The organism is Pseudofrankia coriaricola (genome assembly GCF_032027725.1).
Taxonomy (GTDB): Bacteria; Actinomycetota; Actinomycetes; order Frankiales; family Frankiaceae; genus Pseudofrankia.
The window spans coordinates 58,042-71,317 of record NZ_JASNFO010000016.1 but is presented as its reverse complement, the minus strand read 5'-3'; the positions used below and the strand labels follow the sequence as shown (position 1 = coordinate 71,317).

Genomic DNA, 13,276 nt, shown 5'->3' with positions numbered 1-13,276 from the left:
GACCTGCCACTAGCGATGGAGGCAGCGGTGATGGGCCATGATGGGACCGTCATCACACTTGCTCAGATCACCCGCCGCATCACCGGTCAGGAGCAATACCCGCTCCGAGCCGACGTCCTGCCCGAACTCGCCCGCGAGATCGCCGAAAACGTCGCCCGCCTCGTCCCCCGTTCCAACCGGCCTCGACGGGACGAGGCCAGCTGACCCGAGACCCGCCGCGAGCACTCGCGCAGATCCCGTGGTTCCCCCGCCTGGCGTAGGCAGCACCGCCACACCAGGCGGGGGGGACCACCGCGCCCGCATCTCCGACACTGTTCGTCTCCCGGAGCTGCGAGCGTCCGTTCATCGTTCCGCGGCGCCACCTTCGACGGCGTCCACATCGCTGGCCTCTGGAGGGGCTGGCCGCCGGGCTGGTGGACTGGACGTCAGGTTCGGCAGGATGCTCCGGAGCAGGTGGCCAGGGTGTCGAGGCGCGCGTCGAGCTCGGTGACGAGTGTGGCGTTCTCGGCCTTGCCCTGGGGCGTCGCCAGTAGGTTGGTGAGCTGGTAGGGGTCGGTGGCCAGGTTGTAGAGCTCCCTTTCGTGGATGCGGGGAGAGCGGTCGACGTCGTACCAGCGGACGTAGAGATAGTCTGCGGTTCGCAGGGCGCTCCACGGCGGCAGGTCCAGGAATACGCCAGTGACGTTTTCTACCTGTTCCTGGACGACCCCGTCCTGTCCGTCGATTCCCGGCCCGGCGTACTGCCCCAGCAGGTCGGTGCGCCAGGACGTCGGGGTCTCGCCGCGCAGCAGGGGCGCCAGCGACTGGCCGTCGACGTCTGCCGGGATCGGTACGCCGGCGAGGTCCAGGAAGGTCGGTGCGAGGTCGATGAGTGCGACCATGTGGTCGTCCGTGCCCTTGGCGATGCCCGGTCCCGCGACCACCAGCGGGATCCGCATGGATTCCTCGTAGGGGGCCATCTTCTGGGTCAGCCGGTGGGAGCCGAGGTTGTAACCGTTGTCAGAGGTGAAGACGAGGTAGGTGTTGTCCAGTTCGCCGGTGTCCTGCAGGGTCTGCACGATGCCTGACACCATCTCGTCGAGCGCGTACAGCGAGCCCATTCTGTCCTGGTAGTCCGGGTCGTTGATCGCCGCGACTCGGGCGGAGCGTTCCTGGGCGCTTTGCTGGAGCCACCATGGCTTGTCGGAGACGTCGGTCTCGTTGTAGTTGGGTGTGCGCGGCGCGGTCGCGTTGGTGAAGGGGTTGTTCGCGTGTCGCGGTGCCGGGGGGAGTGGCAGGTGGGGCGCTGTTGAGGCCGCGTACCAGAAGAAGGGGGCGTCATCCGCCGCCGCGTGGCGGATGAAGTCGGTGGACTTCGCGGCGACCACGTCGGTGGAGTAGTTGGCCGGATCTTCCGTTCCCCCGTACTGGACGAGTGCGCCGTTCTCGTTCAGCGTGTAGTTGTAGCCGGTGTAGAAGTTGTTGTCGACGCTGCCGTACCACTCCGACCAGCCCGGCGGGATGTGTGTCGGCTCGTCCTCGATGCCGTTCATGTACTTGCCGGCCAGGCCGGTCCGGTATCCGGCGTCGTGCAGGTACTTGGCGAACGTGTGGTCCTCGTTGCCGTTGCGGGCGAACGTCGCCCAGCCGCCGACGTCGCCGGCGTTGGTGAGCACGCCGGTGTTGTGGCCGTACTTCCCGGTCAGGATCGTGCCGCGGGCCGGGCAGCAGATCGGGGTCGGGGCGAACCCGTCGGTGAAGGTCAGCCCGGAGTCCTTGATCAGGGCGGCGGTCTGCGGCATGGCCTCCCAGTAGGGAGATGTCGTCTGGTCGAGGTCGTCGGCGAGGATGAGCACGAAGTTCGGTTGCTCGGCCGTGCCCGCCGCGTTGGCCGCGGCCGACCGGCCCGCCGTAGGCTCCTCGGCCTGGCCGGTCAACGCCGCGGCGGTCATCGCGGCCAGCGCGAGGCAGCCCACCATCCCCGCGGCACCGAAACGGACCCGCGGGCTTAGACGGCGGTGCCGTGCCATCACCGATCTCCCGCCCGGTCGCTGGACATGGGACGCGCTGTGGTTGGACCACTGTTTGGACCACTGTTCGGTGTCTGCTTCCACATACGGCAACCACACCGAATGATCATGTGAGTGAGGTGCGATCCGGATGCGTGAAATCTGCGAAGCGAGATAGCCGGCCGGGGAGCCCGGAGTCCCTGGACTGCCGGCGGGGTTTGCTGGCGTGGGCCGGCCGGCGGTGCCTGTCGAGGGCGGGGCCGCCACCGCGGTTCTCACGAGCCTCACATGCTGGTCTGGTCGCATGGGCGTGATCGTGGAGGTGACGACAACGGTGGTGGTGGCGGTGTCTGTCCGAAGCAGAATGCGCTGGGCGGCGCGGCATGGCGCGGTACGTTGGGTACTGGGGCGGGCCGAGCGACGTGGCGATACGGCGACGCTGGCGATGGCGCATCCGACGATGGCGACGGATCCCTACCCGGCCTATGACGACATCCGCTCCCGTGGATCATTCGTCTCGGGCCGCTTGGCGTTGGTGACCGCGAGTCACCCGGCCGCGGCGGCCGTGCTACGCAGCGACGCCTTCGGCGCATCCGTCGACGTGTCGAGGCTGCCGCTGCCGCTGCGGCTGATGACCCGGCTGTCCCAGGACTCCACGGCGAACGGACCGATCGACCCGCCGTCGCTTCTCGCGGTCGACCCTCCAGATCACACGCGCCTGCGCCGGCTCGTGTCGAGGGTGTTCACCGCCCGCGCGATCGAAGGGCTCCGCGGCCAAGTGGAACGCACCGCCGACGAGCTGCTCGACGCGATGGCTGGTGAGAACACCGTCGACCTCGTCGACTGCTACGCGGCCCAGCTGCCGGTGACCGTCATCGCCGCCGTTCTCGGCGTTCCCGCGGACATGCGCGCCCAGTTCCTCGCCTGGGGCACCGCGGCCGCGGCCACGCTCGACGTCGGACTGCCCTACGGCACCTTCCGACAGGTCGAGAGCGCGCAGGGGGCCATCAACGCGTGGCTCGGCGGGCATTTCGAACGGTTGCGGCGCAATCCGGGCGAGGACATTTTCAGCCGACTCGTCGGACTCGTCGACGACGGCGACCAACTGACCGAGACGGAGCTGACCGCCACCGCCCAGCTGCTGCTCGCGGCCGGTTTCGAGACGACCGTCAACCTGCTCGGCAACGGCACAAAGCTGCTCCTCGAGCATCCCGAGCAGCTGAATCTGCTGCGGGACGACCCAGGCCGATGGCCGAACGCGGTCGAAGAGGTCCTGCGCTACGAGACACCCGTGCAGCTGACCGCCCGAGTCGCCCGTACCGACACTTACATCCTCGACACGGCGGTTCCCGCCGGCAGACTCGTCGTCTCCCTGCTCGCGGGCGCCAACCGGGACCCCGCCCTTTTCACCGACCCACACGTGTTCGACATCGAACGGCCAAACGCTCGAGACCACCTTGCCTTCTCCAGTGGCATCCACTACTGCCTCGGCGCCGCCCTCGCCCGCCTCGAAGGCGAGATCGGCCTGCGTTCCCTGTTCGAGCGGTATCCCAACCTGACGCTGGCCGGAACGCCCCGCCGTCGCCCGACCCGCGTACTACGCGGCTACGAGACCCTACCGATCTCCCTCGGGACGGCCATACGCCCAATACGGTAGATCGAGCGCCACCGGACGACGAGGAGACCGGCGGGCGGGCCATGATTGTCGCCAGTGCGCTGGCCTTCCCGTCCGTGATCGTGGGAGGTCGGGTGGCCCGGACGGCCGAGGGCGGCGTCGCGCAGGGCCTGGACGCCCGCGTGCGGACCTCACTTGATCGCGCCGAGGACCGCCGGTTGACCGGCCGGGAGACGGCCAGGTCAGGCGGGCGCAGCCGTTCGGAGGGCCATGCCGCCATCGCGGCCTCGGCCACCGCGAGCAGGTCCTCGGCGCTGGCGCCGTCGCGCGCCTGCTGTGACATGCCCTGCAGCACCGCGCCGGTGTAGCGGGCAAGCGTGTCGGTGCTGGCCGACGATCGGGCCTTCCCGCTCCCCGCCGAGCTGGCGGCCCCCGACGCCACCGGCGGCGCGCATCTGCGACCGTGCCGGCGGCACTCGCGACCGCTCATGACAGCGGAGAGCGTCGTCCGGACCGCCACGCGTGCTCGCTTCTCACGTACAGGACGACCACTGCCACGACCGCCTTGGCCGACGTCCTACCCATCCTTGATCAGGCTCCCCTGACAAATCACCGCAGGATCCGGTGACTGTCGCGCGACCGACGACGCGGACCCGCGCTCCGCTCCCGGCGCGCCGTCCGACTCGGAGATGGGGGACGAATGGGAACATTGACGAGCCTGGTGTGTGACCTCCATGACCTTGGGGTCTGGCTTCCGCATCTGGCGAACGTCGCGCTGGACCGGGTCGAGCGCGTCGCGGACGAACACGTGAGGAGACGTGACGTGGCTGAGCCCGGCCCGACAGGCACGCCGGAGCTGGCCGCCCGGATCGGTGATCTGTATGCGGCATTCAACGCTCGTGACGTCGACAGCGTGCTCGCCGCGCTTACCGACGATGTGCGGTGGGCGAACGGGTGGGAAGGCGGGGAGGTCGTCGGGCACGCCGCGGTCCGCGACTACTGGGCCAGGCAGTGGGCCGTGATCGACCCACGCGTCGAACCGCGCACGGTCGGCGTCTCGCCGGATGGGCGCGTCGATGTCACCGTCGGCCAGACTGTGCGTGACCTCGACGGCAACGTTCTCGACAGCCGCGAGGTCCATCACCTCTATACCGTCCGCGAGAACCTGTTCGCCCGGATGGAGATCGTTTAACGGTCCACGGCCAGGCCCGTGACCTGCAGTGACAAAGGCGGGCCATGCGACCTCCGCGATGGCGGTAGATGACGCGGCAGGCGAGGTCATGGACGTGAGATGTCCGGGTGGACCGCACACGTTGGAGGCTGCGCGGCGGGCGCCGGTCTGGTGGACCAACGCTAGCGCCGATCAGCCCCACGGTAAACGAAACGGTGTCGTTTCTACCGTGGGCCTGCCTCGGCGAGGAGGTGATTGTGGTTGTGGGCGGTGTGCCCTGCGGCGGGTCGCGCACGTGGCGTGGCGCCATGGCGGGGGGCTGGCGGGCAAGATCCGGTGATCGGGCGGTCAGAGCCACGACCGATGAGTTTCGCTCTGTGTCGCGGTCTCAGGAGTGTGCGGCCAGGGCCGCCACCACCCATGACCACCGATCAGGAGGACTCCCTTGCGCAACGGTGACAGGAGGCGCACATGGCCAGCCTGATCTATTCGGCGATCGCCTCGCTCGACGGCTATGTCGAGGACGAACAGGGCAGTTTCGACTGGGCGGCTCCGGATCCCGAGGTGCACGCGTTCGTCAATGATCTTGAACGGCCGATCGGGACCTATCTGTACGGACGCCGGATGTACGAGACGATGGTCTTCTGGGAGACCGTGGATACCGGTGTCGATCAGCCGGCTGCGGTCAGGGACTTCGCGACGATCTGGCGGGCTGCCGATAAGATCGTGTACTCTCGCACTCTTGAGACCGTCTCGAGCGCGAGCACCCGGATCGAGCGCGAGTTCGACCCTGAGGCTATCCAGTGGCTCAAGGAGAACTCACGACACGACATTTCCGTCGGTGGTGCCGGGCTCGCTGGCAGGGCGATTGCGGCTGGCCTGGTCAATGAGTGCCACCTCTTCCTCGGCCCGATCCTGGTGGGTGGCGGCAAGCGGGCGCTACCAGACAACGTGCGGGTGTCGCTCCGACTGCTCAACGAGCGCCGTTTCAAGAGCGGTGTCGTACACCTCCACTACGGGATCAGCCTCTAAGTGGATGAAGATCCAGGTGATTCGGTCGTAGCGGCACTGTTGTATCGAGCGAGGCCAAGAAATCTTGGTCGCAAATCTTTTCGTGATCAAGAACTTCGATCGACCGGCTGACCACCTGAACCGTCCGCGGGCTGGTGCCGGCGCTGCCGGTGCCGGGTCGGGCTGCCGGCCGGGTGTGACGGTCCGTGGTTCGGCGCGCGCTCTCGATCGGCGGGGTTGCGCGGGGCGCCGCGTTGCGTCGTCGCCCGCCGTTCGGACACACGGGTGAGAGGGGCACGGAGATCCCATGGGCAGGATCGCGCGGACCGAGGGCCTGACCGACGTTCAGGCCGACATCCTGGCCCGGCGTGCGCAGTTTCGTGGACAAGGAGATCCTTCCCTACGCGACGGATCTCGAGCGCAAGGACGAGTTTCCTGACCAGATCGTCGACGCGATGAAGGAATGCAGTTGCGCAGCGACACCAAGGCCACGTTCGACACCTCGCGCCAGAGCGAGCTGGCAAGGGGGCAGCCTGAGGTCTCGCTGCCGGAATGTCGCGGGTGATGCGGTCGGGGATGGTGGGTCACGGCGGGCGGAGGGCGGCTGGTCGAGTGGTGCCCGCCCTCCGGCCCGCGTGGGATGTCAGTCGGGGATGGGGGTGCTGCCGAGGACCTTGTATGCGGCGGGCTGGCCCTTGTCGTCGAGGGTGGTCGACAGTCCGCCGCGGACGCAGACGGCCTGGGAATCGGTGACGGCCTTGCCGTTGCAGCGGAACCTGATACCGCCTCCGCCGGGCAGCTCGGTCTCCTTCATGGCCTTGATGGCCGAGGTGATGGTCTCCGGGGTGATGTCGCCGGTGATGCCCTGTGTCGCTGTCTGGAGGCCGGCGAGGAGCATGAACATGATCATGCCGTCCTGGTTGCTGAGGTCGATGTCCTTGCCGTAGGTCTCGGCGACCGTGGTGAAGAGCCGCATCGAGGGGCTGTCGGGGCCGACTGGCGCGCTGGCGCTGATGACCATGCCCTTGAGGGTGCCGCCGTCGACCGACTTGCGGGTGGCGTCGGTGATGCACTGGGAGATGCCGCTGATGGTGCCGGTGAAGCCGACGGCCTTGAGGCCGTTCATGGCGCTGATGCAGAACGCGTCGTTGCCGATGATGAACACCTGGTCCGAGCCGTTCGCGACGATCTGCTGCATCTGGGGCGTCATGTCGGCGGTGCCGGGGGCGACGCGGACGAGCTCGTAGCCGATGCCGGCCTTCTGGAACAGGGGCGGGGCGACCTCCTGCGCGGAGTGCAGGGCCGCTGGGACGTCGACGACGATCGCGGAGACCTTCTTGTTGCCCGCGTCCTTGGCGACCTGGATCGCCAGGTCGACGAAGCCGAAGGTCGGGTTGCCCAGGACGAAGGTCGTCGGGCTGGCCAGCAGGGCTGGTTCGCCCGAGCTGTAGAGCATGACGGGGATCTTGGCGTCGTTCAGCGGCTTCCACGCGGCCTCGACGACGGCGGACGTGCCGATGAGGACCGCGGAGACGCCGTCGTCGACCAGCTGGTTGCCGCAGTCGGTGGCCTTGGACAGGTCGCTGAGGGTCTCGCAGACCGTCACCTCGATGGGCCGGCCGCCGATCCCGCCCTTGTGCTCGTTGAGGTACTCGACGACGGCCGGGATTACCCGTTTGTCGTTGGTGTGGTCGGCGGTCGGGCTGGCGCCCTCCGTGATCACACCGATCTTGACCGGGGCGCCGGTCGCCTTGTCGATCGGGCCAAGAACGTCCGCGGGGCCCGTGGCGCCCGCTGAGCCGCTGGCCGTGGGGGTGGGGCCGTTGTCGTCGGAGCCGCTGCCGCAGGCCGAGACGAAGGCCAGGCTGGCGGCCAGCACGGCGACGCCGGCGAGCCGTAACCGGGCCGTGCGGGTGGATGGTCGTACGCGTGCGAAGGCTGAGGGCGGATGGGCTCCCGCCCGTCGGCTGGTCGTTTGGCGGGTGTGCGACATCTCGTCACCTTTCGTCGGACGGCCAGTGCTTGCGGAGGTGGCCGTGGTGTTGGCCCGAGTTGGCTGGCGACTCTTTGGGGTGTTGCATCCCTGGATGCCTGTCCACCCGCGGCGGTTCGCGCACAGGTCGGCAGCGGAGGACCTGCGCAGGTTTGTTCCCGATCGCCTGGGCCGCTGGGTGAGCCCTGTGGTCACGGAGCGTCTGCGAGGAAATCGACAGGTGGCTCGCAGTCGCGTTCCTGCGAGTTTTCCCGGCGCCGGTCGATTCCCTTTTGAGGGTCGCGAAGAAGACCGTCGCAGGCTGGCGCGGGAAGATTCGGGGCGATTTCGGAACGGGGTGGCAAGGTTACGGCCACTGGCGATGGTTCACGTCGCGCCGCCGGGTAGGAAGCAGACCTCGCTGCCGTCGAGACCTAGCCGGCCGTAGTGTGGTGACGGGAAGTGGGCTGGCAGGACGAACGCTGCCTCTTCTTGGAGGCGTCGCACCAGGGATCTGCGGGTTTCGATCGCCGTGGCCAGGTCGTCGCAGCCCGGAAGGTGCAATTCTGGCTGGGTGAACTGGACCGGGTGGTGGAAGGCGTCGCCGGTGAAGTAGGCGCGTACGCCCTCGGACGCCAGGCGCATCATGGCGTGCCCGGTGGTGTGTCCCGCGCCCGGCTCGCCTGCTCTTCCACCCGGTCCACCACCGCGGCACCGACGTTCACCGAACCCGCCTCCGATTTCTTGCAGCGTGCGACGAGACAGTGCCCGACGGCGTCGGCACGGGACCAACCATCAGGGCGACGCCGGTCGCCAGGGCGACGCGGCTGCTCTGCCGCCAGGCAATCAGCGGCTTCTGCTTTGCGGTGGCCGCGGTGGCCGCGGTGGACGTGTGCCGGGTCGGTTCAGCTTTGTAGCCGGGCCCAGCCGGCATCGGCGCTGGCCTGGAGGGCCTCGCCCTTGGCGAAACCGTAGTAGACGGAGAAGTGCAGGGCGATCTCGTTCATCTCCGGCTTGGTGATGTCGCCTGATCCGAGCGCCGACCCGACGTGTGTCTGCAGGGGCATGGGGGAGTCGTCGATGGCGACGCAGGCGACGGTGATGATCCGGCGGTCGCGGCGGGTCAGCCCCGGGCGCTGCCAGAGGTGGCCGAAGACGTAGCTGAGGATGCCGGCGTGGGTGTAGGGCGTGTCGGGCGGAGGGGCTGGGAGCAGGTTGACGTCGATGAACTCCTTGACGCCGCGTTCGAGCCGGGCATCCCAGTCGTTCGGGCCGAGGGTGGCGTTGTCCAGCGCGGGCCAGGGCGTCACCGGCTCGCCGCGTTCGGTCTGGAGGCGGGCCCACTGCCGGCGGATCACCCCTTCGACGTGGGACGCCTTGGGCCATCCGCAGTACACGGCGAAGTGCAGGACGAACTCCAGGAGCTCGGGCAGCGTGAGATCACCGCTGCCGAGCGCGGCGTAGACGTGGTCGTCGATCGGCTGGGGGGCGTCCGCCGCCGCGACGCAGGTCAGCGTGACTAAGCGCCGGTCGCGGCGGCTAAGCGCAGGGCGCGACCACACCTGGCCGAAGACGAACTCACGGGTCGCCTGCTCGAAGGGTGTGCTCGCCGCCGGTGGGTCGACGGTCATGACCTCCCGGTAGGTCTGGTCGGTGACTGAGTCGCTCATGGACGAGCCTCCACATCAGCGCTGATTAAGACGGACGTCTGGACTCTAAGGCGCTTGACTGTCAGATGTCCAGATGCTTCGATGGCGCCATGCCGGTGGTAGCTCCGTCGACGAAAGAGCAGATCGTCCGCGTGGCCGAGCAGTTGTTTGCTCTGCACGGGATCGAGGGGGTTTCGCTGCGCCAGATCGGGGCGGCGGCCGGGAGTGGCAACAACTCGGCGGTGCAGTACCACTTCGGCTCGAAGGACGAGCTGATCCGGGCGATCTTCGAGTACCGGCTGGCGTGGCTGCATGAACGACGGATGCTGCTGATCGCGGAACGCCGTCCGGACGATCTGCGCTCATGGCTGGAGTGCCAGCTACGCGTGGTGATGGAACAGAGCGAACGGCCGGGCAGCCACTACCTGAGTTTTGTCGGGATGCTCCGCCAGTACGGTCGCCGGGACGTGTTCGAGCAGCTGCCGGACGAGATCCGCCAGTCGGCGGTGCGCTTCCAGGAGCGCCTGTCGGGGATTCTTCCGCACATCGCGGAGCCGCTGCGGCCCCATCGCATCTCCTGGGCGATGACGTTCATGGTCCAGGCCGCCGCGGACCGGGAGCTGGCGCGCGCCGCGGACCGGCCGGTGGTCCCTTTTGCCGTCGCGGTCACCGACCTGCTCGACGGCCTGGTCGGTTTCCTCTCGGCGCCGGTGTCCCCAGCGACCCTCGCCGCCCTCGACGACACCGACCCGGCCAGCCTGATCTGGCCGCCGTTCCTCTGACGAGACAGGTGACCCTGCGCGATGAGTGACTCGTGAGTGTTGATCTGAGCAGTGCCGTGGCCGTGATCACCGGCGGTGGTAGCGGCATCGGACGTGCCGCGGCACGCGCCCTCGCCCGCCGCGGCGCCCGCGTGGTGGTCACCGACATCGACGCTGACCGCGCGGACTCCGTGGCCGCCGAGATCGGCGCCCAGGCCGCCGCCGCCCGGTGCGACGTCACCAGCCTCGGCGACCTGGAAGCCGTCCGTGATCTTGCCGTCGACCGGTTCGGCCGGGTCGACGTCGTGATGAACAACGTGGGCATCCTCGCGGTCGGCGCCGTCGAGGAGATCCCCTTCGAGGCGTGGCAACGCGTCGTGGACGTCAACCTTCTCAGCGTCGTACGCAGCAACCTGGTGTTCCTGCCGGTGCTGCTCGCGCAGGGATCCGGACACATCGTCAACACCGCGTCCACCGCCGGGCTGCTGCCCTACGGCTACGACCGCCTCCCCTACACGGCGACCAAACACGCCATCGTCGGCCTTTCCGAGGGACTGGCCATCAGTCTGCGGCCTCGGGGCATCGGAGTGACCTGCCTGTGCCCCGCGGGGGTCGCCACCAACATCATCGAACAGGTCAGCTTCTTCGGCACCCCCACGCCACCCCGCGGCCCGAGCTTCCCCGTCGTCGACGCCGACATGGTCGGTGAACTGGTCGCCGACGCCGTCGCGACGAACCGGTTCCTGGTCCTCACCGCCCCCGAGGCCGCACACGAGCTACGCGAACATGCCGCCGACATCGACGCCTACCTGGACAAGATCATCGCGGAACACGCCTAACGCCGGCCCTGCTCCAATACCCGGACCGGGCGTCTGTCGATCTGTTCCCGGCGTGACCGTGAACGGTGTCAGCTGCGGTGCCTTTTCACGACCACTGCACGCACGCAGCAACAGCAGCATCCGAGGAGGTTGTCCGATGGCAGGAAACGAATACGTGGGAGTCGAAATGCGGCGCGACGGGCTATTACCGCGGACCGTCGGGGACGACTACGAGCTCACCGCCTGGGCGCACCGCCCGCAGGCCACTGCGCCGTCTACGGCGGTGCGGGGCCGGGCCGGGGGCATGGAGCCGCTGACGCGAGGGGGCGCCCGATGAGCGCGCCGGCCGCGTCCGCCCCGCCGACCGTCGTCGTCGACGTGACCGGCCGCGTGCCGATCGACGGCGACCACTACATCGCGACGTGGATCTTCCCACCGCGGGCGTCGACGGATGGCCCGGTGCCGCTGCTGTTCTGCCTTCCCGGCGGTGGCTACACGAAGGCCTACTGGCATCTCGACGTCCCCGGCCGCACCGGCTACAGCTTCGGCGAGCACCTCGCTGCCCAGGGCATGCTCGTCATCGCCGTCGACCACCTCGCCACCGGCGAGAGCTCCCGCCACCCGCGAGCCGCCGAGCTCACCCCCGACGTCGTTGCCGCGGCGAACAACGCGGCGCTGACCGACCTGGTCGAACGCGCGGCGAAAGGCACGCTCCTGCCCGGCCTCGGTCCGATCGACATCGGCCCGGTCGTCGCGGTCGGTCACTCCATGGGCGGCATGCTCGCCATCTTCCAACAGTCACTGCATGGCAGCTTCGATGCGATCGCTCCGCTCGGCTACGGCACGGTGGGCCCCTTCGCCGCCCATCTCGTCGGAAACGACCGCACCAGGATCCCCAGCCTGGAGGCCATCATGGTCCCGGCCCGGGCCGGTGCCTTCGACGAACCGTTCCTGTCCGACCGCACCGATCCCGCGATCCGCCGCCACTTCTACTGGGACGACGTCCCCGCGGACGTCATCGCCGCCGACGACCTCACCAGCACCCACCTTCCCGGCGTGACCGGGCCGCTGTCGATCGTCCCGTACATCGCCTCCGACCACGCCGGCCGAATCCGCTGCCCGGTCTTCATCGGCCTCGGAGAACGGGACTCGACCCCGGACCACCACGACGAAGCCCGCGCCTACAGCTCCTCCGACGACATCACCCTGTTCCGGCTCCCGAGGTCCGCGCACTGCCACAACACCGCCGGCACCCGCCACGACCTCTGGAACCGCCTCGCACGGTGGGTCCGAACGCTGCCAGTCGCTACCGCCGGCCGCGGCCGGACGTCCTTCAGGGACACAGACAATGGAACGTGACGTCACGGTGGTGATCGGTATCGGGGCGATGGGACAGGCGATCGCCCGACGTATCGGTCCCGGCACCCAGGTTCTGATCGCCGACGTCAACGAGGCGATCCTGCACACGGTCGCCGGGCAGTTGGAGGCCGAGGGCTATGCGGCGGCCACCGCCGTCGTCGATGTCACCTCCCGTGAGTCGGTGGTGGCCCTCGCCAAGCACGCGGCCTCCCTGGGCCCGGTCCGGTCCGTGGTCCACACCGCCGGGCTGTCCCCCGCCCAGGCTCCGGTACGAGCGGTCCTGGCCGTCGACCTGCTCGGCGTCGCCCTGGTCCTGGAGGAGTTCGCCCACGTCGTCGCCCCAGGCGCGGCGGGCGTCGTGATCGCCAGCATGGCCGGCCACCTCGCCCCACCCCTCGCGCCGGACGTGGCTCGCGCCCTCGCCACGGCCCCGGCCAGCGAGCTGCTGGCACTCCCGGCGGCGAGCCCGGACCAGTTTCCCGACAGCGGCCAGGCATACACCTTCGCCAAGCGCGCGAACCAGATCCGCGTACAGGCCGCCAGCACCACCTGGGGCGCCCACGGCGCCCGGATCAACTCCATCAGCCCCGGCGTCATCGCCACCCCGATGAGCACCGCGGAACTCGCGACCGACCACGGCGGCCACATGCAGATGATGATCAACATCTCCAGCGCGAAGCGGCTCGGAACACCCGCCGACATCGCCGCAGCCACCGAGTTCCTCCTCAGCCCCGCCGCCAGCTTCCTCTCCGGCACCGACCTGCTCGTCGACGGCGGCACCGTCGCCGCCATCCAGACAGGACAGCTCGGCTAACTGAGGTGTGAGGCACCACGGCCCCCGGCCACGATGCCCACGGGGGACCAACGTGGCCATCCGCCACCGCCAGCCGCGACCGGTCATCATGGGTGGCAGGGCCTCCAGACCAGCCACA

General features: G+C 68.9%; 13 protein-coding genes and 1 pseudogene. 10 read left to right on the top strand and 4 right to left on the bottom strand.

Annotated elements, in window-relative coordinates; translation table 11 throughout:
* The first annotated feature begins 27 nt into the window (after window positions 1-27).
* Complete coding sequence (locus QOZ89_RS09775) at window positions 28-204, top strand: hypothetical protein (protein ID WP_312623581.1); 177 nt, start codon at window positions 28-30, stop codon at window positions 202-204.
* A gap of 221 nt (window positions 205-425) precedes the next feature.
* Here QOZ89_RS09775 and QOZ89_RS09770 read toward each other — a convergent pair whose 3' ends face one another.
* Window positions 426-2,009 (bottom strand): sulfatase family protein, encoded by a 1,584-nt coding sequence (locus QOZ89_RS09770; RefSeq protein ID WP_071051274.1) that lies wholly within the window; start codon window positions 2,007-2,009, stop codon window positions 426-428.
* Window positions 2,010-2,448: 439 nt separating this feature from the next.
* Between QOZ89_RS09770 and QOZ89_RS09765 the strand changes: the two genes are divergently transcribed.
* The 5 genes and pseudogenes from QOZ89_RS09765 to QOZ89_RS09745 all read left to right on the top strand — a co-directional run.
* Window positions 2,449-3,645, top strand: coding sequence for a cytochrome P450 (locus tag QOZ89_RS09765; RefSeq protein ID WP_241842024.1), 1,197 nt, complete (start codon window positions 2,449-2,451; stop codon window positions 3,643-3,645).
* A gap of 41 nt (window positions 3,646-3,686) precedes the next feature.
* Complete coding sequence (locus QOZ89_RS48230) at window positions 3,687-3,971, top strand: hypothetical protein (RefSeq protein WP_071051272.1); 285 nt, start codon at window positions 3,687-3,689, stop codon at window positions 3,969-3,971.
* A gap of 455 nt (window positions 3,972-4,426) precedes the next feature.
* A complete protein-coding gene (locus tag QOZ89_RS09755) occupies window positions 4,427-4,795 on the top strand; it encodes a nuclear transport factor 2 family protein (protein WP_312623579.1) in 369 nt (122 codons plus the stop codon).
* A 450-nt stretch (window positions 4,796-5,245) separates the two neighbouring features.
* Window positions 5,246-5,806, top strand: a complete 561-nt coding sequence (locus tag QOZ89_RS09750; protein ID WP_071051271.1) for a dihydrofolate reductase family protein — start codon at window positions 5,246-5,248, stop codon at window positions 5,804-5,806.
* Between the two features lie 286 nt (window positions 5,807-6,092).
* Window positions 6,093-6,249, top strand: a pseudogene (locus QOZ89_RS09745) (acyl-CoA dehydrogenase family protein); the annotation flags it as partial.
* A 179-nt stretch (window positions 6,250-6,428) separates the two neighbouring features.
* Here QOZ89_RS09745 and QOZ89_RS09740 read toward each other — a convergent pair.
* The 3 genes from QOZ89_RS09740 to QOZ89_RS09730 all read right to left on the bottom strand — a co-directional run bounded on the left by QOZ89_RS09740 (window position 6,429) and on the right by QOZ89_RS09730 (window position 9,427).
* A complete protein-coding gene (locus QOZ89_RS09740; protein WP_071051270.1) occupies window positions 6,429-7,778 on the bottom strand; it encodes an ABC transporter substrate-binding protein in 1,350 nt (449 codons plus the stop codon).
* Between the two features lie 366 nt (window positions 7,779-8,144).
* A complete protein-coding gene (locus QOZ89_RS09735; protein ID WP_083419277.1) occupies window positions 8,145-8,549 on the bottom strand; it encodes an MBL fold metallo-hydrolase in 405 nt (134 codons plus the stop codon).
* Window positions 8,550-8,662: 113 nt separating this feature from the next.
* Window positions 8,663-9,427 carry a carboxymuconolactone decarboxylase family protein gene (locus QOZ89_RS09730; RefSeq protein ID WP_071051268.1) on the bottom strand — a complete coding sequence of 255 codons (765 nt, stop codon included), beginning with the start codon at window positions 9,425-9,427 and terminating at the stop codon, window positions 8,663-8,665.
* 89 nt (window positions 9,428-9,516) lie between these two features.
* Between QOZ89_RS09730 and QOZ89_RS09725 the strand changes: the two genes are divergently transcribed.
* The 4 genes from QOZ89_RS09725 to QOZ89_RS09710 all read left to right on the top strand — a co-directional run bounded on the left by QOZ89_RS09725 (window position 9,517) and on the right by QOZ89_RS09710 (window position 13,158).
* A complete protein-coding gene (locus QOZ89_RS09725; RefSeq protein ID WP_071051373.1) occupies window positions 9,517-10,188 on the top strand; it encodes a TetR/AcrR family transcriptional regulator in 672 nt (223 codons plus the stop codon).
* 32 nt (window positions 10,189-10,220) lie between these two features.
* Window positions 10,221-11,006, top strand: a complete 786-nt coding sequence (locus tag QOZ89_RS09720; protein WP_071051267.1) for an SDR family oxidoreductase — start codon at window positions 10,221-10,223, stop codon at window positions 11,004-11,006.
* Between the two features lie 312 nt (window positions 11,007-11,318).
* The gene (locus tag QOZ89_RS09715) at window positions 11,319-12,344 is read left to right on the top strand and encodes an alpha/beta hydrolase (protein WP_071051266.1); all 1,026 of its coding nucleotides are present in this window, start codon (window positions 11,319-11,321) and stop codon (window positions 12,342-12,344) included.
* Window positions 12,334-13,158: an SDR family oxidoreductase gene (locus QOZ89_RS09710; protein WP_071051265.1), complete on the top strand. Its 825-nt coding sequence runs from the start codon at window positions 12,334-12,336 to the stop codon at window positions 13,156-13,158. The genes QOZ89_RS09715 and QOZ89_RS09710 overlap by 11 nt, the downstream gene beginning before the upstream one ends.
* Window positions 13,159-13,276: the final 118 nt, after the last annotated feature.